Annotated in this window: 23 protein-coding genes; 18 read left to right on the top strand and 5 right to left on the bottom strand. The window is 68.1% G+C overall.

Translation table 11 applies throughout. The annotated features are described in order from the left end of the window. Positions 1–12: 12 nt before the first annotated feature. On the bottom strand, positions 13–840 hold the full coding sequence (locus ACFSXZ_RS15065) for an N-acetylmuramoyl-L-alanine amidase (protein ID WP_378265571.1): 828 nt from the start codon (positions 838–840) through the stop codon (positions 13–15). A 101-nt stretch (positions 841–941) separates the two neighbouring features. On the opposite strand from ACFSXZ_RS15065, the gene ACFSXZ_RS15060 reads away from it, so the two are divergent. From ACFSXZ_RS15060 to ACFSXZ_RS15015, 10 genes are all read left to right on the top strand, one after another. Next, positions 942–1,304, top strand: coding sequence for a YbaB/EbfC family nucleoid-associated protein (locus ACFSXZ_RS15060; RefSeq protein ID WP_378265569.1), 363 nt, complete (start codon positions 942–944; stop codon positions 1,302–1,304). Between the two features lie 34 nt (positions 1,305–1,338). Further along, on the top strand, positions 1,339–1,935 hold the full coding sequence (gene recR, locus ACFSXZ_RS15055) for a recombination mediator RecR (RefSeq protein ID WP_378265567.1): 597 nt from the start codon (positions 1,339–1,341) through the stop codon (positions 1,933–1,935). A gap of 2 nt (positions 1,936–1,937) precedes the next feature. Further along, positions 1,938–2,495, top strand: coding sequence for a uridine kinase family protein (locus ACFSXZ_RS15050; protein WP_378265565.1), 558 nt, complete (start codon positions 1,938–1,940; stop codon positions 2,493–2,495). A 148-nt stretch (positions 2,496–2,643) separates the two neighbouring features. Continuing rightward, positions 2,644–4,308 carry an ABC transporter substrate-binding protein gene (locus ACFSXZ_RS15045; RefSeq protein WP_378265563.1) on the top strand — a complete coding sequence of 555 codons (1,665 nt, stop codon included), beginning with the start codon at positions 2,644–2,646 and terminating at the stop codon, positions 4,306–4,308. Positions 4,309–4,397: 89 nt separating this feature from the next. Then, positions 4,398–5,402 (top strand): ABC transporter permease, encoded by a 1,005-nt coding sequence (locus ACFSXZ_RS15040; protein WP_378265561.1) that lies wholly within the window; start codon positions 4,398–4,400, stop codon positions 5,400–5,402. Then, complete coding sequence (locus ACFSXZ_RS15035) at positions 5,399–6,331, top strand: ABC transporter permease (protein WP_378265559.1); 933 nt, start codon at positions 5,399–5,401, stop codon at positions 6,329–6,331. The genes ACFSXZ_RS15040 and ACFSXZ_RS15035 overlap by 4 nt, the downstream gene beginning before the upstream one ends. A 4-nt stretch (positions 6,332–6,335) precedes the next feature. After that, a complete protein-coding gene (locus tag ACFSXZ_RS15030; protein WP_378265557.1) occupies positions 6,336–7,343 on the top strand; it encodes an ABC transporter ATP-binding protein in 1,008 nt (335 codons plus the stop codon). Further along, positions 7,340–8,440: an ABC transporter ATP-binding protein gene (locus tag ACFSXZ_RS15025; RefSeq protein ID WP_378265555.1), complete on the top strand. Its 1,101-nt coding sequence runs from the start codon at positions 7,340–7,342 to the stop codon at positions 8,438–8,440. Before ACFSXZ_RS15030 ends, ACFSXZ_RS15025 begins: the two co-directional genes overlap by 4 nt. A 103-nt stretch (positions 8,441–8,543) precedes the next feature. After that, positions 8,544–9,185, top strand: a complete 642-nt coding sequence (locus tag ACFSXZ_RS15020; protein ID WP_378265553.1) for a DedA family protein — start codon at positions 8,544–8,546, stop codon at positions 9,183–9,185. A gap of 104 nt (positions 9,186–9,289) precedes the next feature. After that, a complete protein-coding gene (locus ACFSXZ_RS15015) occupies positions 9,290–9,739 on the top strand; it encodes a cupin domain-containing protein (protein ID WP_378265552.1) in 450 nt (149 codons plus the stop codon). A 78-nt stretch (positions 9,740–9,817) separates the two neighbouring features. On the opposite strand, the gene leuA is transcribed toward ACFSXZ_RS15015, so the two are convergent. Beyond that, positions 9,818–11,572 carry a 2-isopropylmalate synthase gene (gene leuA, locus ACFSXZ_RS15010; RefSeq protein WP_378265550.1) on the bottom strand — a complete coding sequence of 585 codons (1,755 nt, stop codon included), beginning with the start codon at positions 11,570–11,572 and terminating at the stop codon, positions 9,818–9,820. A gap of 323 nt (positions 11,573–11,895) precedes the next feature. On the opposite strand from leuA, the gene ACFSXZ_RS15005 reads away from it, so the two are divergent. Continuing rightward, positions 11,896–12,282: a hypothetical protein gene (locus tag ACFSXZ_RS15005; RefSeq protein ID WP_378265548.1), complete on the top strand. Its 387-nt coding sequence runs from the start codon at positions 11,896–11,898 to the stop codon at positions 12,280–12,282. 3 nt (positions 12,283–12,285) lie between these two features. On the opposite strand, the gene ACFSXZ_RS15000 is transcribed toward ACFSXZ_RS15005, so the two are convergent. Continuing rightward, a complete protein-coding gene (locus ACFSXZ_RS15000) occupies positions 12,286–12,882 on the bottom strand; it encodes a nitroreductase family protein (protein ID WP_378265546.1) in 597 nt (198 codons plus the stop codon). A gap of 238 nt (positions 12,883–13,120) precedes the next feature. Between ACFSXZ_RS15000 and ACFSXZ_RS14995 the strand changes: the two genes are divergently transcribed. The 6 genes from ACFSXZ_RS14995 to ACFSXZ_RS14970 all read left to right on the top strand — a co-directional run bounded on the left by ACFSXZ_RS14995 (position 13,121) and on the right by ACFSXZ_RS14970 (position 19,834). After that, positions 13,121–14,383 carry an aspartate kinase gene (locus ACFSXZ_RS14995; RefSeq protein ID WP_378265544.1) on the top strand — a complete coding sequence of 421 codons (1,263 nt, stop codon included), beginning with the start codon at positions 13,121–13,123 and terminating at the stop codon, positions 14,381–14,383. Further along, entirely contained in the window at positions 14,383–15,456 is a 1,074-nt protein-coding gene (locus ACFSXZ_RS14990) for an aspartate-semialdehyde dehydrogenase (protein ID WP_378265542.1), read from the top strand. Before ACFSXZ_RS14995 ends, ACFSXZ_RS14990 begins: the two co-directional genes overlap by 1 nt. A gap of 148 nt (positions 15,457–15,604) precedes the next feature. Further along, the gene (locus tag ACFSXZ_RS14985; protein ID WP_378265540.1) at positions 15,605–16,360 is read left to right on the top strand and encodes a Crp/Fnr family transcriptional regulator; all 756 of its coding nucleotides are present in this window, start codon (positions 15,605–15,607) and stop codon (positions 16,358–16,360) included. A gap of 170 nt (positions 16,361–16,530) precedes the next feature. Further along, entirely contained in the window at positions 16,531–18,483 is a 1,953-nt protein-coding gene (locus ACFSXZ_RS14980; protein ID WP_378265538.1) for a hypothetical protein, read from the top strand. Between the two features lie 113 nt (positions 18,484–18,596). Continuing rightward, positions 18,597–19,481: an SAM-dependent methyltransferase gene (locus ACFSXZ_RS14975; protein ID WP_378265536.1), complete on the top strand. Its 885-nt coding sequence runs from the start codon at positions 18,597–18,599 to the stop codon at positions 19,479–19,481. Then, the gene (locus ACFSXZ_RS14970; RefSeq protein ID WP_378265534.1) at positions 19,478–19,834 is read left to right on the top strand and encodes a hypothetical protein; all 357 of its coding nucleotides are present in this window, start codon (positions 19,478–19,480) and stop codon (positions 19,832–19,834) included. The genes ACFSXZ_RS14975 and ACFSXZ_RS14970 overlap by 4 nt, the downstream gene beginning before the upstream one ends. A gap of 33 nt (positions 19,835–19,867) precedes the next feature. Here ACFSXZ_RS14970 and ACFSXZ_RS14965 read toward each other — a convergent pair whose 3' ends face one another. Together ACFSXZ_RS14965 and ACFSXZ_RS14960 are read right to left on the bottom strand one after the other, a co-directional pair. Beyond that, positions 19,868–20,995 carry an MFS transporter gene (locus ACFSXZ_RS14965; protein ID WP_378266465.1) on the bottom strand — a complete coding sequence of 376 codons (1,128 nt, stop codon included), beginning with the start codon at positions 20,993–20,995 and terminating at the stop codon, positions 19,868–19,870. 112 nt (positions 20,996–21,107) lie between these two features. Further along, positions 21,108–22,151 (bottom strand): alpha/beta hydrolase, encoded by a 1,044-nt coding sequence (locus tag ACFSXZ_RS14960; RefSeq protein WP_378265532.1) that lies wholly within the window; start codon positions 22,149–22,151, stop codon positions 21,108–21,110. Positions 22,152–22,328: 177 nt separating this feature from the next. On the opposite strand from ACFSXZ_RS14960, the gene ACFSXZ_RS14955 reads away from it, so the two are divergent. Beyond that, positions 22,329–22,871, top strand: a complete 543-nt coding sequence (locus tag ACFSXZ_RS14955; RefSeq protein ID WP_378266464.1) for an NADPH-dependent FMN reductase — start codon at positions 22,329–22,331, stop codon at positions 22,869–22,871. The last annotated feature ends 42 nt before the right edge of the window (positions 22,872–22,913 follow it).

The following is a 22,913-nucleotide window of genomic DNA, read 5'->3' as shown; positions in this document are numbered from 1 at the left end:
CGCCAGGTTCCGTCAAGTCCGCGACAGGTAGGCGAAAACGCCGTCGGCGATCGCGTCCGCGTACCGCTGTCGACCGTCCGATGTGGACATGAGCGCGGCTTCGCCGGCGTCGCGCATGTTGCCGCACTCGACGAGTGCGGTGGGCCGTTCGGAAAGGTTCAGGCCACCCAGGTCGGATCGTGGCGCGAGCCCGTCCTTGCCGAAGTAGCTCGAGACGCCGAACCCGGCCGCGCGCAACCGGTCGCGCAGCGTTGTGGCCAGGGAAATCGACGGGGCACCCTGCTCGGCATTGAGCGGCGGACTCGAATAGGAGACGTGGAACCCGTGCGCTCCCGCCGACTCGGCGCCGTCGGCGTGGATCGAGACGACCGCGGCGGCCCCGGCCCGGTTCCCGATCATGGCGCGTTCGTCGACACACGGGCCGTTGCCTGCGTCGTCCGCCCTGGTATAGACCACGTGGATGCCCTTGTCCGCCAGCGTCCTGCCGACCAGCCGTGCGACGTCCCAGTTGAAGGCGTGCTCCGCGTACCCGGCGTTCGTCGCGGTGCCGGTGGTGTTGCAGGGCTTGGTCTGACCGCGCCCGGCGGGCACGAGCCTGTTGATCGCCTGGGGGTCCCGGCCGTTGCCGCCGTTGTGGCCGGGATCGAGTACGACGACCTTCCCCGCCGCGAATGAGAACGTGGGGCCAGACGCCGAAGACGCTGCGGGTGACGCCGTGGTGGCGCCTGTACTGGCCGGCGCCGACGGGCTCGGCGGCGCCGCGGCGGGCGCGCCCTGGCAAGCCGCGAGCAGCGTCACCGATCCGACCGAAAGCACGCGGGCACGGTCCGCGAAGGCCATCACAAGTCGCCGTCGGCTCCGCACGGCGAACACGGTGCCACACTCCCGGGAGCTACGCTGGTTCTCAAGAGAACATCCCGCACGGATCGGAAATGTGAATCATGGTGCAACCCGGTGGTGGAATGCCCGATATGCAGGCGATCCTGCAGCAGGCGCAGCAGGTCCAGCAGCAGCTCGTCGCGGCACAGGACGAACTGGCGCGGACAGAGGTCAGCGGCTCCTCCGGTGGTGGCCTGGTCACCGCCACCATCACCGGCGGCATGGAGCTCAAGAGCCTGAAGATCGACCCCAAGGTGGTCGACCCGGAGGACACCGAAACCCTCGCCGACCTCGTCGTCGCCGCGGTGCGTGACGCCGCGAAGAACGCCCAGAAGCTCACCGAGGAGAAGCTCGGCCCGGTCGCGGGTTCGTTCGGCGGCGGTATGCCCGACCTCGGCGGTCTCGGCCTGCCCGGCCTCGGCTGAGCGGCACCGCCGGAAATTTCACGGGGACACCAGGGTGTACGAAGGCGTAGTCCAAGACCTCATCGACGAGTTGGGGCATCTGCCGGGTATCGGGCCGAAGAGCGCGCAGCGCATCGCCTTTCACCTGCTGGCCACCGATCCCGCCGACATCGCGCGGCTTCAGGACGTGCTCGGCAAGGTGCGCGAGGGCGTGCAGTTCTGCGAGATCTGCGGCAACGTGTCGGAACAACAGCAGTGCCGGATCTGCCGCGACACCCGCCGTGACCTCTCGGTCATCTGTGTCGTCGAGGAACCCAAGGACGTGCTCGCGGTCGAGCGCACACGCGAGTTCAAGGGGCGCTACCACGTGCTCGGCGGCGCGCTCGATCCGCTCTCCGGGATCGGGCCCGACCAGCTCAGGATCCGCGAGCTCCTGGCCAGAATCGGTGGCGAGGAGGTCACCGAGGTGATCATCGCGACCGACCCGAACACCGAGGGCGAAGCCACCGCCACCTACCTCGTGCGCATGTTGCGGGACTTCCCCGGCCTGGCGGTCACCCGGCTCGCGTCGGGGCTGCCCATGGGCGGGGACCTCGAATTCGCCGACGAACTCACCCTGGGCCGAGCGCTGTCCGGTCGCCGCGCGCTGTAGCCGTGTTCCCGCCACGGGACGAGTTGGTGTCACGCCTGGGCCGCGTGCGGTTGGTGGCGGTGGACGGGCCTTCCGGCGCGGGGAAGTCGACCTTCGCCGCCCGGCTGCGGAAGGATTTCGTCTCGCGCGGGCTGCGGTGCGAAGTCATCGGCACCGACGACTTCGCGACCTGGGACGACCCGGTGGCCTGGTGGCCACGGCTCGTCTCCAGTGTGTTCGGCCCACTCGCCGTGGGGGAGCCCGCGCGCTACCGCAAGCTGGACTGGACAACCGGTTCGCCGGAGCCGGGCGATCTCGTCACCGTCGAGCCGCCGGAAGTCCTGATCCTGGAGGGCGTTTCGGCGGCCAGGGTGTCGATCCGGCCGCGGCTGTCCTGGGTTTACTGGCTCGACGGTCCGGACGAGCACACGCGTCTGGAGCGGGTTGTGGCCCGCGACGGAGAGGGCACGCGCTGTCATCTCAAGCGGTGGCAGGACTTCGAGCGTGGCTGGTTCGCACTTGACCGTACCCGCGAGTACGTACACCTGAATGGCCTAGTCCTGGGCGGCCAAACCGCTTAAGAGATCGACAGCGAGTGACCGGTTGCTCCCTGCGTGTGCCTGCTTCACGTTTTACGTATCGCGATCGTAACCAACCACCCTTAAGCCTCGGCAAACTTCGGGTTAGGGTCGTTGCTCACCAACAGCAACCTCCTCAAGGAGTTTCACGATGCTCCATAAGCGGGTGGCCAGTTTGCGCCGCATCGCCCTGATCGGGCTCGCCGGCGCGCTCGCCGTCTCCATGTCGGCGTGTGCGTCGCAGCGGGGCTCGGGCCAGGGTGGCGGTGACACCTTGGTGTTCGGCGCCGCGGGCGCCCCCAAGAACTTCGACCCGATCTTCAACGACGACGGGGAAAGTTTCCGGCCCATCCGCCAGATGTACGAGACGCTCATCCAGTACAAGCCGGGCACCGCGGAACTCGAACCGGCCCTGGCCACCTCCTGGACGCCGAGTGCCGACGCGAAGACCTGGACCTTCACCATCCGCCAAGGGGTCAAGTTCCACGACGGCACGCCGCTGGACGCCGCCGCGGTCTGTTTCAACTTCGACCGCTGGTACAACATGAAGGGCGCCGCGGCCCAGAGTCAGATGATCTACTACGGCGACGTCTTCGAGGGCTTCGCCAAGAACGAAGGCGACACCAACGGCTCGCCGCTCTACAAGTCGTGCGAGGCCAAGGACGACCACACCGCGGTGCTCAACCTGAACAAGGCCAAGGGCGCGTTGCCCGATGCCTTCGGCCTGACCTCGCTGTCGATCTCCAGCCCGGCCGCGCTCAAGCAGTACAACGCCGACACCGTCACGCAGAGCGGTGACTCGTTCAGCTACTCCGCCTACGCCACGGACCACCCGACCGGCACCGGGCCCTACAAGTTCGGCGGCTACGACAAGTCCAACAACACCATCACCCTGGTGCGCAACGAGGACTACTGGGGCACCAAGGCCAAGACGGCGAAGCTGATCTTCAAGATCATCGGGGACGAGAACGCCCGGAAGCAGGAACTCGCGGCCGGCACCATCGACGGCTACGACTTCCCGAGCCCGGCCGACTACAACTCGCTCAAGTCGGCGGGTGACCAGGTCCTGATCCGGCCCGCGTTCAACATCCTGTACCTGGGCATCAACCAGAAGAACAACCCCAAGCTGACCGACGTGCGGGTCCGGCAGGCGATCGAGTACGCGATCAACAAGTCGCAGCTGGTCAAGAACAAGCTGCCCGAGGGCGCCTACCCGCAGGACCAGTTCCTGCCGAAGAACGTGCCCGGCCACACCGACGCGGTCGCGAAGTTCGACTACGACCCGAACAAGGCCAAGCAGTTGCTCGCCGACGCCGGTGCCAGTGACCTGTCGCTGAACTTCTACGTGCCCACCGAAGTCACCCGGCCCTACATGCCGAACCCGGTCGATCTCGCCGCCGCGATCACCGACGACCTGAAGGCGGTCGGCATCAAGGTCAACGTGGTGCAGGAGCCGTGGAACGGCGGGTACAAGGACGACGTGCAGAAGACCGGCAAGCAGGATCTGCACCTCCTGGGCTGGACCGGTGACTACGCCGACGCCGGCAACTTCATCGGCACCTTCTTCGGCCGGCCGAAGGGGGAGTTCGGCTTCAACGACCCGCAGATCTTCACCGCGCTGTCCACCGCGGACGCGCAGACCACCGCGGACGCCAAGAAGTCGGCCTACGAAGCGGCGAGCGTGCTGATCTCCCAGTACGTTCCGGCGGTCCCGCTGGCCTCGCCGCCTCCGGCGATCGTGGTCGGCAAGAACGTCCACGGTCTTGTCCCGTCTCCGCTGACCGACGAGCGCTTCAACACCGTTTCGAAGGGCTGAGAGATCCCGCAGTCGCCGCGGGAAGGCACCCTCTGGTAAGTAAGAGGGTGCCTTCCCTCCGGAGTGCCCCACGCTAAGGGCCCATCACTATGTTGCGATTCATCGTTCGCCGTTTACTGCAGGCGATCCCGACTCTGCTCGTACTGTCCATGCTGGTCTTCACCTGGCTGCGGGTGCTGCCGGGCGGCCCGGCGACCGCGTTGCTCGGCGACAAGGCGACCCCGCAGAAGGTCGCCGACATGAACCGGATCCTCGGTCTGGACCAGCCGGTCTTCGTGCAGTACTTCAAGTTCCTCGGCCGACTGTTCACCGGTGACTTCGGCAGTTCGCTCGCCAGCGGGGATCCGGTCCTCGCCGAGATCGGCCGCCGGTTCCCGGCGACGATCGAGCTGGCGGTGTGCGCGCTGCTGATCGCGGTCGTGTTCGGGATCCCGATGGGATATCTGGCCGCCCGCTACCGTGGCCGGTTCCTGGACAACGCCACCGTGATGACCACGCTCGTCGGCGTCGCCGTCCCGGTGTTCTTCCTCGGTGTGCTGCTCAAGTACATCTTCGCGCAGAAGCTCGGCATCCTGCCGCCTTCGGGGCGCCAGGACGTGACCCTCGACGCCACCCACATCACCGGGTTCTTCACCCTCGACGGACTGCTCACCGGAGAGCTGGACGCGACGTGGGACGCGATCAAACACCTGATCCTGCCGTCGATCGCGCTGGCCAGCATCCCCTTCGCCGTGATCGTGCGGATCACCCGGGCGTCGGTGCTCGACATCCAGGGGGAGGACTTCGTGCGCACGGCCGAGTCGAAGGGCCTGACCACTCCGGTGATCCGGCGGCGGCACATCCTGCGCAACGCGCTGCTGCCGGTAGCCACCACGATCGGTCTGCAGACCGGGTTGCTGCTGGCCGGTGCGGTGCTGACCGAGACCGTGTTCAACTGGCAGGGCGTCGGATCCCTGCTCTCCGAAGGCATCGCCCGGCGTGACTATCCCCGGCTCCAGGCGCTGCTGCTGCTCGCGGCGGGTGTGTACGTGATCGTGAACCTGCTGGTCGACGTCTCCTACGCGATCATCGATCCGAGGGTGCGGGTGCGATGACGACGCAGAAACTGCTCAAGCGCAAGGCCGACCGGATCGACGAGCTCGCCGAGTCGGGCGGCACGAGCCTCGCCGCGGAGGCGTCCAGGCGTATGCTGCGCAGCCCGGTGGCGATCACCGGCGCGGTCATCACGCTCCTGTTCGTGCTGCTCGCGGCGCTGTCGCCGTTCCTGGCGCCGAAGGATCCCTATATTCCCTACGACGAGCTGAAGGCCACTCTCCGGCCCGACTCCATCCCCGGCCCGATGCCCGGCTTCGTGCTCGGCAGCGACCAGAACGGCTACGACTTCTTCTCGAGGTTGCTGGTCGGTTCGCAGCAGACCCTGATCGTGGGCGTGTGCGCCACGTTGATCGGGGTGGTGCTGGGCATGGTCATCGGCGGGCTGGCCGGCGCCTCGGGCGGCTGGATGGACACGCTGCTGATGCGGTTCACCGACATCCTGCTCGCGATTCCCTCGCTGCTGCTGGCGATCTCGATCGCGGCGCTGTTCGTGCACGGTACACAGTGGACGGTCATCATCGCGGTGGCGGTGGTCAACGTGCCGATCTTCGCCCGGCTCCTGCGCGGCGCGATGCTGGCCCAGCGTTCCAGTGACCATGTGCTGGCCGCGACCGCGCTCGGCGTACGGCGGAGCACCATCGTGTTCCGGCACATGCTGCCGAACTCGATGGGGCCGGTGATCGTGCAGGCGACCCTGACCCTGGCGACGTCGATCATCGACGCGGCCGCGCTGTCGTTCCTGGGCCTGGGCGATTCCGACCCCAGGCGCGCGGAATGGGGCCTGATGCTCGGCAAGTCGCAGAGCTACCTGGACGTCAAGCCGGAGCTGGCGTTCTATCCCGCGATCGCGATCATCATCGTGGCGCTGGGTTTCACGCTGCTCGGCGAGTCCCTGCGTGAGGCTCTCGACCCGAAAAACCGGAGGTAGCGCCGTGTCCCATCAGGCACTACTGCAAGTGCGCGACCTGTCGGTGGTGTTCCGCCGGAAGGGAACGAGACCGTTCGCGGCCGTGGACGGGGTCAGCTTCGACGTCGAGCCCGGCCAGACGGTCGGACTCGTCGGCGAGTCCGGCAGCGGGAAGTCGGTCACCGCGCTCGCGATCATGGGCCTGTTGCCCAAGCGCGGCGCCGAGGTCCGAGGTTCGGTGCGCTTCGAGGACACCGACCTGCTCACGCTGTCCGACCGGCAACTGCGAGACCGGCGCGGCCGGGACCTGGGCATGGTGTTCCAGGACCCGTTGTCGTCGCTCAACCCGGTCATCCCGATCGGCCTGCAGATCACCGAGGTGCTGGAACGGCATCGCGGGATGGCGCGGAAGGAGGCGAGAGGGGAGGCGGCCGAACTGCTGGACCGGGTCGGCATCCCGGACCCCTCGCGCAGGCTTTCCGAGTATCCGCACCAGCTTTCGGGCGGGATGCGTCAGCGCGCGCTGATCGCGATCGCGCTCGCCTGCCGGCCGCGGCTGCTGATCGCCGACGAGCCGACCACCGCGTTGGACGTCACGATCCAGGCGCAGATCCTCGCGCTCCTGTCCGACCTGGTGAAGAGCTCGGGCACGGCGTTGATCATGATCACGCACGACCTCGGCGTGGTCGCCGGGCTGTGCGACGAGGTGAACGTGATGTACGGCGGCAGGGTGGTCGAGCGGGCCGAGCGGCACGCACTGTTCAACGCCTCGCGGCACCCGTACACGCACGGCCTGCTCGCCTCGATCCCGCGGCTGGACGCGCCGCGCGGAGACAAACTGGTCCCGATCAAGGGCTCGGTCGCGGACAACATCCCGTGGGAGCACGCGTGCGCGTTCGCGCCGCGCTGTCCCAACGCGCTCGACCGCTGCCGTGAGGTCACGCCGGAACTGGAACCGGACAACGGCGGGATGTTGCGCTGCCACAATCCGGTCGGGCCGCTGATGGCCACGAATCAGGGGGCGAACCAATGACCGCGCTGGTGAGCGTGGAAGGGCTGCAGGTCCACTTCCCGATCAAGCGGGGCATCGTGCTCGACCGCACGGTCGGCTATGTCTACGCGGTCGACGGAGTCGATCTGCGCATCGAGCACGGGGAGACCTACGGGCTGGTCGGCGAGTCCGGGTGCGGGAAGACCACCCTGGGCCGAGGCCTCCTCCGGCTGATCGAGCCGACCGGCGGACGCGTGGTCTTCGACGATGTCGATTTGTCGACGCTGAAGGGCGAGGCGCTGCGCAAGATGCGGCGGCGGATGCAGATGGTCTTCCAGGACCCGCTGTCCAGCCTCGACCCCCGGCAGTCGGTCGAGTCCATCCTGGTCGAGGGCATGCGCGCGCACGGGCTCGACAAGTCGAAGGAGAGCACCGCCAAACGTTTGCGCGAGCTCCTCTCCGCGGTCGGGCTGCCGTCGAACTCGCTGCGCAAGTACCCGCACGAGTTCTCCGGCGGGCAGCGCCAGCGGATCGGCATCGCGCGGGCGCTGGCCGTGGAGCCGGACCTGATCGTGGCCGACGAACCGGTGTCGGCGCTGGACGTCTCCGTCCAGGCCCAGGTCCTCAACCTGCTGGAAGAGCTCCAGGACTCGCTCGGTCTCACCTACCTGGTCATCGCACACGACCTGGCCGTGGTGCGGCACATCTCCGACCGGATCGGCGTGATGTACCTGGGCTCGCTGGTCGAGGAGACCGACTCGGAGTCCCTCTACGCCGAGCCGCTGCATCCGTACACGCGCGCGCTGCTGTCGGCGATCCCGGTGCCCGACCCGGAGGTGGAGGACACCCGGGAGCAGATTCTGCTCGCCGGCGACCTGCCTTCGCCCGCCGCGCCCCCGGCCGGGTGCCGCTTCCACACCCGCTGTCCTTGGCGGCAGGAGACCCGGTGTGACACCGAACGACCCGCACTGCGGGAGATCGGCACCGGGCACCGCGTGGCCTGCCACTACGCCGAGGACATCCAGGCCGGCCGGATCACTCCGCATGAGGTGCGTCCGGAAATGGTCACGATCCAGTCCGAGGTGTCCCCCGACGTGATGCCTCACGCCGCCTCGGTTACCGAGATGCTCGAACCCTGAACCGACCCGCCCCCTCGCGCGTCCCTTGTTCGGCAACACACCGTGTCCGTTATGCGTAACCGCGTACCCTGCACGGTGAAGGGACTCCGGCGAGGGGGGAGACTTGCACATCGACCACTGGCTTCAGACGGTTCCGCCGCTGCTCGTCTACCTGACGGTGGCCGGAGTGATCGGGCTGGAAAGTCTCGGCATCCCTCTACCGGGTGAAATCGTGCTGGTCAGCGCCGCACTGCTGTCCTCGCGGCACCTCGGGATCGACCCGATGTGGGTGGCGATCTGCGGCAGCGCCGGGGCCATCGTGGGCGACAGCATCGGTTACGCCATCGGCCGGAAGGGCGGCAAACGGCTGTTCGACTGGGCCGGGCGGAAGTTCCCCAAGCACTTCGGCCCCGAGCACATCGCGAACGCCGAGCGCATCTTCGCCCGGCGCGGTGTCTGGGCGGTCTTCTTCGGCCGGTTCGTCGCCGTCCTGCGGATCCTGTGTGGTCCGCTCGCGGGCTCGCTGCACATGCGGTACCCGAAGTTCCTCGCCGCCAACGCCCTCGGCGGCATCGTGTGGGCAGCCGGCACCACGTACGCCGTCTACTACCTCGGCGTCGTCGCGGAACAGTGGCTCTCGCGCTTTTCCTACGTCGCGCTGGGCATCGCCGTGGTCGGTGGCGTGGTCATCAGCCTGGTGGTGAAGAAGCGCATGACTCACCGCCGCGAGGAGAACGAACTGGTGGAGACAAACGCCGATCACTGACGAGTGGCCGGGAAGTGCCCGAACTACTTCGATTACCGTCCTTAGAGGACGGTTCGGGCGCCTGCCGCGGGAACAGCCCGACAGAAACCGTTATGGTACAACACATGCACCGTTTCGCGCGCAAAGTTTTCGGTGTCGCTTCCACGACAGCCGCTCTCGTCGGCCTCACGGCCGCTCTCGTCCCGGTCACGGCCGAAGCCACCCCCGGCGTCGGCGTCTCGGCCGTCACGATCTTCGACAAGACCGTCGGCAATACCGAGTACGTCCTCAAGGAGATCACCCTGGCTCCGGGCGGCAGCACCGGCTGGCACTACCACCCGGGCCAGGTGCGCGGGTTCGTCAAGCAGGGCACCCTGACCCACAACGACTCCGACTGTTCGATCGACGGCGTTTACCGGCGGGGTCAGGCGATCTCCGAGGCCAGCGGCCCAGGCTATGTCCACCTCGGACGCAACCTGGGCACCACACCGGTGGTGCTGGAGGTCTTGTACCAGAACTCGGTGGGCACCCCGCTCGCCGTCGACATGCCGAACCCGGGCTGTTCCTTCCAGTGACCGTCTTCGGGGGTTCCGGGCGCGTCCGGAACCCCCGAAGCAGATTCTTGACTTTCCGAACTCGCCCGGGCCGGTGGTTCAGCGGTGGGAGCGGTTGACGGCCGAGACGACCGCGCGCAGGGACGCGGTGACGATGGACGGGTTGATACCCACGCCCCAGTACACCTTGTCGCCGATACCGCACTCGATGTACGACGCGGCCTGCGCGTCGTCGCCCGGCGTGAGCGTGTGCTCGCTGTAGTCCATCAGCCGCAGGTCGAACCCGACGGTCGAGAGGGCGTCGAAGAACGCGGCGATCGGTCCGTTGCCGGTGCCGGTGATCTCCTGCTCCTCACCCTCCAGCCGGACCACGGCGTCGAGCCGGTAGTCCCCGTTGGCGGTGACGTGCTGGCTGACCAGTTCCAGCGGAGTGCGCGGCTCCAGGTACTCGGCCGAGAAGGCGTTCCACATGGTGGCGGGGTCGACCTCGCCACCCTTGGTGTCCGTGTGGCGCTGGACGACCTGCGAGAACTCGATCTGCAACCGGCGCGGCAGGTCCAGCCCGTGCTCGGTCTTCATGATGTAGGCGACACCGCCCTTGCCGGACTGCGAGTTGACCCGGATGACGGCCTCGTAGGTGCGGCCGACGTCCTTCGGGTCGATCGGCAGGTACGGGACCTCCCAGGGAAATTCGTCGACCGGCACGCCGGCCTTGTCGGCCGCCTTGCGCAACGCGTCGAAGCCCTTGTTGATGGCGTCCTGGTGACTGCCGGAGAACGCGGTGAACACCAGGTCGCCGCCCCACGGAGACCGTTCGTGCACCGGAAGCTGGTTGCAGTATTCGACGGTCCGCTTGACGGCGTCGATGTCGGAGAAGTCGATCTGCGGGTCGACGCCCTGGCTGAACAGGTTCATGCCCAGCGCGACCAGGTCCACGTTGCCGGTGCGCTCACCGTTGCCGAACAGGCAGCCCTCGATGCGGTCCGCACCGGCCTGGTAGCCCAGTTCCGCCGCGGCGATCGCGGTGCCGCGGTCGTTGTGCGGGTGCAGCGACAGGATCACCGCGTCCCGCTGGTCCAGATTGCGGCCCATCCATTCGATCGAGTCGGCGTAGACGTTGGGAGTGGCCATCTCCACCGTGGAGGGCAGGTTCATGATCACCGGCCGGGACGGCGTCGGCCGCCAGATGTCGATCACCGCGTTGCAGACCTCGGCGGCGTACGACAGTTCCGTCCCGGTGTAGGACTCGGGCGAGTACTGGAAGCGGAAGTCGGTGTCGGAGTACTTGGCCGCGTACTCCTGAACGAGTTCGGCCGCCTGCAGCGCGATCTTCTTGATGCCCTCGCGTTCTTCGCGGAAGACCACCCTGCGCTGGAGGATCGAGGTCGAGTTGTAGATGTGCACGATCGCCCGTGGCGCGCCTTCGAGCGACCGGAACGTCCGCTCGATCAACTCCGGCCGGCACTGGGTCAGGACCTGGATCCGTACGTCCTCGGGAATCGCGTCCTCTTCGATGATCTCGCGTACGAAGTCGAAGTCGGTCTGGCTCGCGGCCGGGAAGCCGACCTCGATCTCCTTGTAGCCCATCTCGACCAGCAGGTCGAAGAACTTGCGCTTGCGGGCGGGCGACATCGGGTCGATCAGGGCCTGGTTGCCGTCGCGCAGGTCCACGGCGCACCACAGCGGCGCGCGTTCGATGCGGCGGTCCGGCCAGGTGCGGTCCGGGAGCGTGATGTCCTCCACCAGGCGGTACCAGGGCCGGTAGCGGTGGACGGGCATCGAGGTGTTCCGCTGCGGATTCCAGGCCGGCTGATCGGCGGGCGCGGGACGGGAAGGCTTGCGGGGGGTACTCATGGGAAAGGTCTTCTCCTGCCGGATTGTCGCTGGGCGACCGGCGGCATCACTGAGCTCCGCGACGGGGGGCCGGTCCGATCAGGCCCCGTCGCGGCAGCGAAGCAGGAGAGCACGCGCCACGAGAGTCACCTTACCAATCCGACCGAAAGCAGCCGGAGGCGGTCCGGAGCGGGCCTGTTTCCGCCCCGGCTGCCGTCGGATCGGGAACGAACGACTCGGCTCCGGGCGGAGTGGATGGTGGAAAGCGGGTGTGAGATCCAACCGTTATCCCCGTGCTTACCCGCGGGTAGCAACGGTTCGCGCAACGTGTCAGACTCGCACACATGGCCGAGCACGCCGAGGAAACCACCAACGACCAAGCCGCCGAAACGACGCGAACCACGCGGCGGCCCGCCGTGGACTGGCGCCGGGGCAGGGACCAGGCGGCCGGGCTGATCGCCGGACTCGTCCGTTGGGTAGGCCTGGTCTTCGCCGCCATCCTGGTGATCGACGTGATCTTCGTGGTCGCGTCGGCGAATCCGGACAACGGCATCGTGTCGTGGATCCGCGGGTGGGCCGACACGCTGGCGATCGGTTTCCGCGACCTTTTCGAGCCGTCGGACGCGAAGCTGCGCGTGCTGGTGAACTACGGCACCGCCGCGCTCTTCTGGCTGATCGTTTCGTCGATCCTGTCCCGGCTCGTCCGCCGCGTCACCGGCTCGACCGGCTAGCTTTCACAGCTCCGGGACGGCCGAGCCCCAGGTGTCCGCGAAGGCGAAGTCGCCGAGCGCGATGCGGCGGCGGGGAGCCCGTTCCCTGGCCACGTCACGATCTTCGCCGAGAATCTCCGGTTCGGCCGGCACGCCGACGGCGATCGCCACCCGGGGCACGGCCTCCGGCGGCACCCCGAACCCGGCGCGGATCGCGTCGGGATCGAACCCGGCCATCTGGTGCGCGGCCAGTCCTTCGTGCACCGCCTGGAGAACGAGGTTCTGCCCGGCCAGGCCGAGCCCGTATTCGGCGTAGGGGATCTCGCCCTTTTCGTTGCGCGTCACCATCACCGCGACCAGCAGGGCGCCTGCCCGGTGCGCCCACGACCGGTTCCGCTCGGTCAGCGCGCCGAGGATGCGGCCGAAGGTGGCGTCGCCGCGGCGGCCCACCAGGTACCGCGCGGGCTGGGTGTTGCCGAAGGACGGGGCCCAGCGGGCGGCTTCCAGCATCGACCGGAGCTGGGCCCAGCTCACTTCCCCGGTTTCGTCGAGCGCGCGGGGACTCCACCGCTGGGCGATCTCCTCCGCCAGCGGTGCGCTGGTTTCGGCCGGTTTCCGCATTGCCTGCTCCCTGACTCCTCAGGACCCCGGTTACCGATCCGACCAAAAGTAGGCGGATACGGCTCCGCAGCCACTCTCGACCCGTCTCCGCCGTGGCTGTGGCCGGATTGGCAACCATGGGCACAGTCGCGCGACGAGCCTGCCACGCCGGAGTGGCCGCCGCCACATCGTGCGGTGGCGGGATGGCACCGCCCCGGTAGGCTTCACCGAAAGCTGCACCTACGGAGGCGGAATTCACGTGGCGCTCGTGGTCCAGAAATACGGTGGCTCGTCCCTGGAGAACGCCGACCGTATCAAACGGGTGGCCGAGCGGATCGTCGCCACCAAGAAGGCCGGCAACGACGTGGTGGTCGTCTGCTCCGCGATGGGGGACACCACCGACGAACTGCTCGACCTCGCCGAGCAGGTGAACCCGGTGCCGCCGGAGCGCGAGATGGACATGCTGCTCACCGCGGGCGAACGGATCTCGAACGCGCTGGTGGCGATGGCGATCTCGGCGCACGGGGCGGAGGCCTGGTCGTTCACCGGTTCCCAGGCCGGAGTGGTGACCACGGCGGTGCACGGGAACGCGCGCATCATCGACGTCACGCCCAGCCGCGTCACCGAGGCGCTGGCGCAGGGCTACATCGCCCTCGTCGCCGGTTTCCAGGGCGTGTCACAGGACACCAAGGACATCACCACGCTGGGCCGTGGCGGTTCGGACACCACGGCGGTCGCGCTGGCCGCCGCGCTCGGCGCCGACGTGTGCGAAATCCTGTCCGATGTGGACGGCATCTACACCGCCGACCCACGGATCGTCCCCAACGCCCGCAAGCTGGACGCGGTGCCCTACGAGGAAATGCTCGAACTCGCCGCGAGCGGTTCGAAGATCCTGCACCTGCGTTCGGTCGAGTACGCGCGCCGGTACGGAGTGCCGATCCGAGTCCGTTCTTCCTACAGTGACAAGCCGGGCACCACAGTGACCGGTTCGATTGAGGAGATTCCCGTGGAGCAAGCGTTGATCACCGGAGTGGCACACGACCGCTCCGAAGCCAAGATCACGATCACGGGCGTGCCGGACCACGCCGGAGCCGCGGCCCGCATCTTCCGCGTGATCGCCGACGCCGAGATCGACATCGACATGGTGTTGCAGAACGTGTCCAACACCGCGGGCCGTACCGACATCACGTTCACGCTGTCCAAGGCGAACGGGCCGAAGGCGGTCGCGCAGCTGGAGAAACTGAAGGAAGAACTCGACTTCCTCACGGTGCTCTACGACGACCAGGTCGGCAAGGTGTCGCTGGTGGGCGCGGGCATGCGCTCGCACCCGGGGGTGACCGCGACCTTCTGCGAGGCCTTGGCCAAGGTCGGGGTGAACATCGAAATCATCAACACCTCCGAGATCCGGATCTCGGTGCTGATCAGGGACGCGCAGCTCGACGACGCGGTGCGCGCGATCCACGACGCCTTCGAGCTCGGCGGTGACGAAGAGGCAGTCGTTTACGCGGGGAGTGGTCGCTGATGACGGACGCGGGGCAGACGACGGCGCGGGGTTCGCGCAGGCCGTTGCGAGTGGGAGTGGTCGGCGCGACGGGTCAGGTCGGCGGCGTGATGCGCAGGCTGCTCGCCGAGCGCGGGTTTCCGGTCGAGGAGATCCGCTTCTTCGCTTCCTCCCGGTCCGCCGGAACGACACTTCCCTGGCAAGGCAAGGAGATCGTGGTCGAGGACGCGGCCACGGCGGATCCGTCCGGTCTGGACATCGCGCTGTTCTCCGCGGGCGGGGCCACTTCCAAGGCGCAGGCTCCGCGGTTCGCCGCGGCCGGGGTGACAGTGATCGACAACTCGTCGGCGTGGCGCCTGGACCCCGAAGTGCCCCTGGTGGTCAGCGAGGTCAACCCGCAGGCGGTCAAGGAAGCGCGGAAGGGGATCATCGCCAACCCCAACTGCACCACCATGGCGGCGATGCCGGTGCTCAAGCCGCTGCACGACGAAGCGGGGTTGGTGCGGCTGATCACCAGCACATACCAGGCGGTCTCGGGCAGCGGGCTGGCCGGTGTGGACGAACTCGCGAACCAGGTGAGCGCGGTGCACCAGCGCGCCGCCGAGCTGACCCACGACGGCGAAGCGGTGTCGTTCCCGGAGCCGGTCAAGTACGTGCGGCCGATCGCGTTCAACGTGCTGCCGATGGCGGGGTCCATTGTGGACGACGGCTCGTTCGAGACGGACGAGGAACAGAAGCTGCGCAACGAAAGCCGCAAGATCCTGGACATCCCGGGACTGCTGGTGTCGGGAACCTGTGTCCGGGTTCCGGTGTTCTCCGGCCACTCGCTGTCGATCAACGCGGAGTTCTCACGCCCGCTGTCGGTCGAGCGCGCCACCGAGCTGCTGGCCGGCGCGCCCGGTGTCGAGTTGTCCGACGTGCCCACCCCGTTGGCGGCCGCGGGCAAGGACCCGAGCTACGTCGGCCGGATCAGGGTGGACCCCGGCGTCGAGGGCGGGCGGGGTCTCGCCCTGTTCGTGGCCAACGACAACCTGCGGAAGGGCGCGGCCCTCAACGCGGTCCAGATCGCCGAACTGATCGCGGAACATCCCTGATAAACAGAGTCGTCGCGGTTGTAATAGCTTTGATTATCGAACATTTGACTAGGTGAACTGTGCCGGTCGGCACAGTTCGTCTCCGGTGTGCGGTTTAATGTCGGTTCCCGAGTGGTACGGGAATCGAGAGCACATTCACGGGATGGACATGTCGGCCAACTTGTACGCGAGGTTCTGCGATCGGGTGTCGCAGCCGGAACTGACCCAATTGTTCAGATGTGGGCATTCCGCGCGGTATCGCGCGGGGCAGCCGCTGATGGGAGAGGGCGAACCCGGTGATTACGTGGTCATCATTCGTAGTGGCCAGGTGAAGGTCCTCGCCCGCGACGGGCGGGGAAACGACCATTTGCTCGGCGTGCGCGGACCGGGCGAGCTGCTCGGCGAGATGGCGTGCATCGAGGACCGCGCCCGTTCCGCGACCGTGCTGGCGCACGGTCAGGTGACCGGTGTCAAGATCGCCAAAGGTGCCTTCCTCGACTTCGTCGTGCGCCATCCGCGAACCGCGCTGGAGGTGGGCAGACAGGCGATGATCCGGCTGCGTGCGGTCGAACGCAGACAGACCCAGCTCGTCTCCCGCGACGTGGGTACCCGGCTGGTCAGGGTGCTCGCGGAAATGGCGGCGATCTTCGCGTCGGGGCCCGACGCGCGGGAGGTGGAGATCCCGCTCAGTCACGACGAGCTGGCGCAACTGGCGTTCGTGGCGAAGGTGTCGGTGCAGCGGAAGTTGCGCCTGCTCCGGGAACGGCGGCTGGTGACCACCCGGTACGGCAAGGTCGTCGTGCCCTGTCTGTCCTGTTTCCTGCATTCGGCGATGGCGGTGGCCGAGGGTGGGAAATCGTCGAATGCCATCATGGGCTGCGCCGGATCAACCGATTGTCGCTTGACCCGAGCGTTTTCACCGTAATGGCCTAGCGGTTACCACAAATGGAGTATCCAGATTCGGGAATTTCACCGTGATTTCACAGACAGTCGCCATTGATGCCGACGCGGATTCATCGGGAATCGCACCGTCCGTCGACGAGGATTATCTCAATTCCGAACGAAGCGCCTGCCGGTCGCGGAATGCGTGGTCCGATGTCCGGTGAAAGGGGATCTTCCCCGGCCGCGGGACCGGCCTTCCGTGATCAGGAGAGGTCACACCCGGAGTCGGTCGTCGCCGAAAGCGTCGACGCCTTCCTCAACCGGATGGAAACCGAAGGCTCGCTCTTCGGCGTCACGACCGCGCTGCGCGTCACGGCCCGGCGCGAGACCGGGCAACTGGGCCGCGGTGAACTGAGCGCGGTGACCGGCCATTACGTGCGGCCACCCGGGTTCGACGCCGCGCGGCGCTGGTTGTGTGACGAACACGTCGTCGTGCTGGAGGGGACTGCCGGGACCGGGAAGCGGGCAGGTGCGATCGCGTTGCTTCGCGAGGTCGCGGACGGGCCGGTCATCGCGTTGTCGCCGATGGTCTCGCCGCACGACCTCGCCGAGGGCGACTACCGGCCGGGGTGGGGCTATCTGGTCGCCGGTCACGCCAGCCCGGCGACCGAGGTCGAATCCGGTTCCCTCTGGCGAAGCGTGCGGGAGACAGTGCGGGAGGCGGGCGCCTTCCTCGTCGTGACCGTGACACCTGGTGTCGCGAGCATCGAGTCCGTCCGGCGGGTGGCATGGCGACGGCCGCCGCTTCCGGAGGTCCTCAGGGCCTGCCTGGGCGGCGCCATCGACGACGACATGGTGCGCGAGGCCACGGAATCGGGTTCCGCCGACTACGTGATGACGAACGTCGCGGAAGTCGCGCGGCGGATCGCGGACGGTGCCGACCCCGCCACGGCGATCCAGGAGTGTGATCTCGCGCCCGACGACCGGGTACGCGCCTGGTTCGACGGAAACCCGTCGCGGCGGGACGTCCTCGACGTCACGGCGCTGGCCTTCTTTCCCGGCGCCACGGAGCGGTCGTTCGAGTCGAGGCTCTCCAAGCTCGCGGCCGCGCTCGAAGGCACCCTGCCGACCGGGGAAGCGTCGCGTGACAACGGCGCCGACAAGCTTCCCCAGGGGCGTACCCGATGCCGCTCGGCGCATGGCCTGATCACCGTGGGGCGGGTCAGCACGGGCCGGGGAAGCCGCTGCGCGGTGTTGTTCAAGGCACCGGGATATCGCCGGCGGGTCATCGCGGAACTGTGGACTCGCTACCCCACCGACTTCTGGGACGCGGTCAAGGCCTGGCTCGACGGTTTGGTCGCCACCGGCGACGACCTTCCCGTCGCGGCGGGGCTGGCCCTGCTCGCGGAGGTTTCGCTCGACGAGGTGGAAGATTCCTATCTCGATCCGTGGGCCGACGGGCAGTTGGGCCCACGGGGCCGCAAGGTCGCCGCGTATGTGCTGTGGATGATGTGCTTCGGCGTGAGCCTCGCTCCTGAGGCGTTGCGGATCGCGGACCGCTGGACCGGTTCCGGGAGCGAGGATCAGCGGCACACCGCGGCGATCGCGCTCAGTGGAGAACTGGGCGTGCGGTTCCCCGTCGAAGCCGCGGGACGGCTGTGGCGGCTCGTCGTCGCGGGGGTGGACGACGAGTCCTTTGCCATGGAGGCGCTCGGCCGGCTGTTCGTCACACTGGTGGACACCGAGGGCGGCGACGCCGTGCTGTCCGAACTCGACCGGGCCCTTGCCGCGGCGAACGACATGTGGAGTCGCACGCTCGCCCTCAAGGCGACGCTGTCCGTGCTGTCCGTGCCCGGACGCCGGTGTTCGTTGGCGGCGTTGGCGTTGCTGCGCGAGCAACCTGCCCATACCGCGCTCGTGGGCCGTTTGTGGGCGGCAGTGGTGCGAAGTCGCGCGCACCGGGAAAACGCGTTGGCGGCATTGGGAAGGGCTCTCGCCGCCCTGCCGGTGAGCCCGGCGTCCACACGGGACGTGACCGCGCTGGGGCGCGCGATCGCCGAGGCGCTCCCGCCGGTTGACATCGCGGCGCTGAGGCAGGACTTGCGCTGCGCGAGAAACGCCGCATCCCCGATGAGGGATCTGCTGGACGCCCTTGGCGAACCTTAGAGCGCGACCGGGTGCTCGTGGAGGCTCGTCCCAAGGAACCTGAAGTTTGCCTGCTGCAACCACATGCGGTACACCTTTGTCCGGGTGATCACTCGGCGAGGGGTTGGGACTGGATGACCGGCAAAACCCGTGGCTGGGACATAGTTTCGGGTATCGGGATCACCGCGCTGGCGGTGGCGGCGGCACGCGCGGTGGAAACCAGTCGCGACGACGGTCTCGTCCGGGATCCGTTCGCGGGCGTGTTCGTCGAGGCGGCGTCCCCGCCGATTCCGATGCCGACCCGGTCCGAGCCCGACGCTCCCGACCATGTGGTGTGGGACCACATGTCTCGGTTCGTGGGCGTGCGATCGAGGTTCTTCGACGAGTTCCTGACCGGTGCCCTGGCTTCGGGACCGGGCCAGGTGGTCATCCTTGCCGCCGGCCTCGACTCCCGGGCGTTCCGGCTGGACCAGCCTCAGGGAACCACCGTCTTCGAGATCGATCAGCCGCGCGTGCTGGAGTTCAAGGACCAGGTCCTCGAAGCCCGCGGAGCCACCCCACGGTGTGACCGGCGGGTGGTCCCAGCGGATCTGCGTGAAGACTGGGCCTCGTCGTTGGGTGGTGCGGGGTTCGACCGGGAGACACCGACGATCTGGCTGGTCGAGGGACTGCTGCCCTACCTGCCGGATGACCTCGCCACGACCCTGCTGGACGTCGTCCATGGGCTCTCCGCGAAAGGCAGCGTGCTCGCCGCCGAGCACTTCGACGACACGCGGCCGCTGCGGGACGACCCTGAGGTCGCGGAACTGTCCAAGCGGTTCTCCATCGACTTCCAGGCCATGCTGGACCAGGGTGGCACGCAGCTGGACCCGGGGAAGTATCTGGGTTCGCAGGGCTGGCAGGGACACGGGGAATCGGCCAACGCGCTCTCCCAGCGTTACGGGAAACCACTCGAAGGGTTCTCCGCCAAGGTTTTCGGGGGCAATGGCCACTACTTCACCGGTACGTTGGAAGGATGAGGGCGGGATGGGGAATCGGTCTGGTCATCGTGCTGGCGACCACGTTGACCGCATGTGAACAGGTCGGTTCGGCCGGCGACAAGGCGAGTGTGTGCGCCGAGGCACTGGGGCTGGCGAACTTCGACCCGCAGGTCGATCCGGCCGAACTGGCGGACGAGGCGGCCAAGAAGGCCGACCGGCTCCGGCAACTGGCGAACCAGGCCTCGGACGCGGACCTGAAGCAGAACCTGATCACCATCGCCGACTCCTATGTGGCACTGGAAAAGCGCAGGGCCGAGGACCTGGGCAACCTCAACGACTGGATCCAGCGCAACGCCGGCAATATCGCCAAGCTCCGGTCCGCCTGCTTCTGACGGAGAAAGCGCTGACGGAGAAAGCGCTTCCCCCTAGTCGAATTGTGGGACTTCCTGGCGCGTGCGCGCGGGAGCGAAGCGGCGCACGGCGAGGCCCGCGAAGGCGATCACCACGCCACCGGATCCCGCCGCGGCGAAGCCGAACGCCGGCGTGGAATGGTCGATCGCGAAGCCCACCACCGGATTGCCCAACGCGACTCCCAGCCGGGTCGCCGAGTCGAGCAGCCCCATCGCCTGACCGCGGACACCCGGTGGTGCCAACTCGCCGATCTGTTCCGCCGTGGCCGAAAGCGTCGGCGCGCACAGAAGATTGGTGGGGACGAGCGCCAGCGCGAGAAGCCACCACGGGTGCGGGAACAGGCCCGCGGGAATGACGAGGACGCTCAGTAGCACCATCAGCGTCGGTTGTGACAACGACCGCCGGACGGCGCCGTGCACCATCCCGCCCGCGATCGAGGCCACGCACATCAACGTGATCACCACGCCGGTCCAGGCCACCTCACCGGTCGCGCGGAGCGCCGCGAGCACGGCGACCTCGGTGCCGATCAGGCAGAACAGCGCACCGAAGATGACGATCAAGGTGGCCGCGAGCGCCGGGGTGAGCCAGGTCCGTAGCGGTGGGCGGCCGGCAGGCCCGTCTTCCGGGTGCCGGATCGGTGGATTGCGCAGGCACAGGACGACGGTCACGATCGCCAGCGTCAAGCCGAGGCCGGTGAGCGCGGCCGTCGACGAGATCTGGGTGGACACCGCGATCCCCACCGTCGGCCCGATCATGAACGACGACTCGATCGAAATCGAATCCAGCGTGTAGGCAGGACGCCGGTGCGGGGGCGGTACCAGCGCGGTGAGCACCTGCCGGGAGATCGAACCCAGCGGCACGGCGAACATTCCGGCCGGCAACGCGATCAGGACCAGGAACTCGTAGGGCAGGTGGGGAGTCGCCAGGTAGTACCCCGTCGATGCCAGGCCGCAGGTGGCGACCACCGGGCGCAGGCCGTGCCGGTCGATCAGCCTGCCCGCCACCGGCGCGCCGATCGCGCTGCCCAGCGTCGTGGCCGTGCCGACCAGGCCGGCCGCGCCGTAGCCGCGGCCCAGCCCGGTGACCACATGCAGGGTGAGCGTGATGCCCACCGCCGTTCCCGGGAGGCGTGCCAGGAACATCAGTGCGACCGTGGACGGCACCCCCGGCAGGCCCAGCACTTTCCGGTACGCGCGCACTCTGCGAGTCTGGCACGGTCGTGCAACTTCTTTTCCCGCTGGAGGAACTACTCGATCAGGGTCGAGGAGACAGCCCCACGCGCAGGGCTCCGGCGGCCTCGGCCAGCGCCTCGGTGAAGCGGCCGCCGAGACCGATCAGGTTGACATAGCCGTGGAAGAGATCGGACTGCCGGCTCAGTGCGACCGCCACGCCCGCCTCCCGCAGTTTCTCCGCGTACGCCTCGCCTTCGTCGCGCAGGGGATCGAAACCCGCGGTCGAGATGTAGGCGGGCGGCAGTCCGGAAAAGTCCGTCGCCAGCAACGGTGACAGCCTCGGATCGGCCCGGTCCACGCCGGGCTGCGCGTAATGGTCGAGGAACCAGGTCATGTCTTCGTCGGTGAGGAAGAAGTCCTTGCCGAACAATTCCCGCGAGCGACGCCTCTGGGTGGCGTCCACCGCCGGGTAGATCAGCAACTGGAACGCGGGAGCCGGACCACCCCGGCGCGTGGTCACCTGGGCCGCCACGGCCGCCAGGTTCCCGCCCGCGCTGTCGCCGCCGACCGCGATCCGGTCCGGGTCCGCGCCCAGGTCCTGCGCCTTGGCGTAGGCGTAGTCGAAAGCGGTCACCGCGTCTTCGGCGGCCGCGGGGAAGGGATTCTCCGGTGCCAGCCGGTATTCGACCGACAGCACCCGTACCCCGGCCCGTTGTGCCAGGTAGCGGGCGGTGTTGTCGTGGCTGGCCCTGGTGCCGATGACCCAGCCGCCCCCGTGGAAGAACACCAGCAACCCGGACCCCTTGGGGAGGCCGCCGGGTGTGTAGAGGGTCGCCGGAAGTCCGTCGGCGATGGTGACTTCGCGGATGCTGACCGGTTCGATCCGTTTCCCGGCCGCGGACTCCTGGGATGCGGCCAGCCTGAGCCGCGCCGCGGCGGGCTCACCGCCGCTGAGCTTGACCCTGGAGAGGTTGTGCAGTCGGAGCAGCAGCTGGGCGTCGAGCGCGAGTTCCTGACAGTCGATCCGGATCGTCCTCCCGGCGATGAGCCTGCGCGCGAACCTGGGGAGGGAGAAGATGAATCGCAGGCCGGACGCCTCGACGCGGCTCCGGAATGACTTCGGCATGCACGGAGGTTACTCGCCAGTACACCGCATTGCCACCAGGATGACCCGGTGGTGGGCCCACGGAGCGGGTGACGGTGAGAACGAAGTGAGCATCACGTCGCTTGTCCTCGTGGCCCGTCGCGTCAGGTGGATCGACGGCCTAGCCTCGAACCCGTGGCGTCGAAACCGGTCCTCAACATCGTCGGCATCGGGGGTTCCCTGCGCGCGGGTTCGCAGTCCGAACGCGCCCTGCGCATCGCCCTGGAGGGCGCCGAAGAGGCCGGTGCCCGGACGCGCGCCATCACCGGCAGCGACCTGGTGCTGCCCTTCTACGACACGGCGATCCCGGACCGGACGCCGGAAGCGCTCCGGCTGATCGAGGCGCTCCGGCAGGCGGACGGTGTCCTGATCGTGTCGCCGGGTTACCACGGGGCGTTGTCCGGGTTGATCAAGAACGCCCTGGACTATGTGGAGGATCTGCGCCCGGATCCGCGGCCCTATCTGCACGGACGTGCGGTGGGACTGGTCGCGGTCGCCTACGGATGGCAGGCGGCGGTGACCACTTTGGAACAGCTGCGCACCATCACCCATGCGCTGCGCGGCTGGCCGACGCCGTTGGGCGGTTCGGTGAACACGGCCGAAGTCAAGTTCGACGAGGCCGGGGGCGCGTCGGACGACAAGGTCGTCACCACGCTCCGCGCCATCGGCCGCCAAGTGGTGGAGTTCACCCTCGATCGGTGAGGGTTGCCGCTGCTCGCGGCGGGGTACTCGACGACCGAGACT

The sequence above is a fragment of the Amycolatopsis pigmentata genome, assembly GCF_042684065.1.
GTDB lineage: Bacteria > Actinomycetota > Actinomycetes > Mycobacteriales > Pseudonocardiaceae > Amycolatopsis_E > Amycolatopsis_E pigmentata.
Note: the sequence above shows the minus strand (reverse complement) of the source record. Positions and strands in the feature narration are given on the sequence as shown.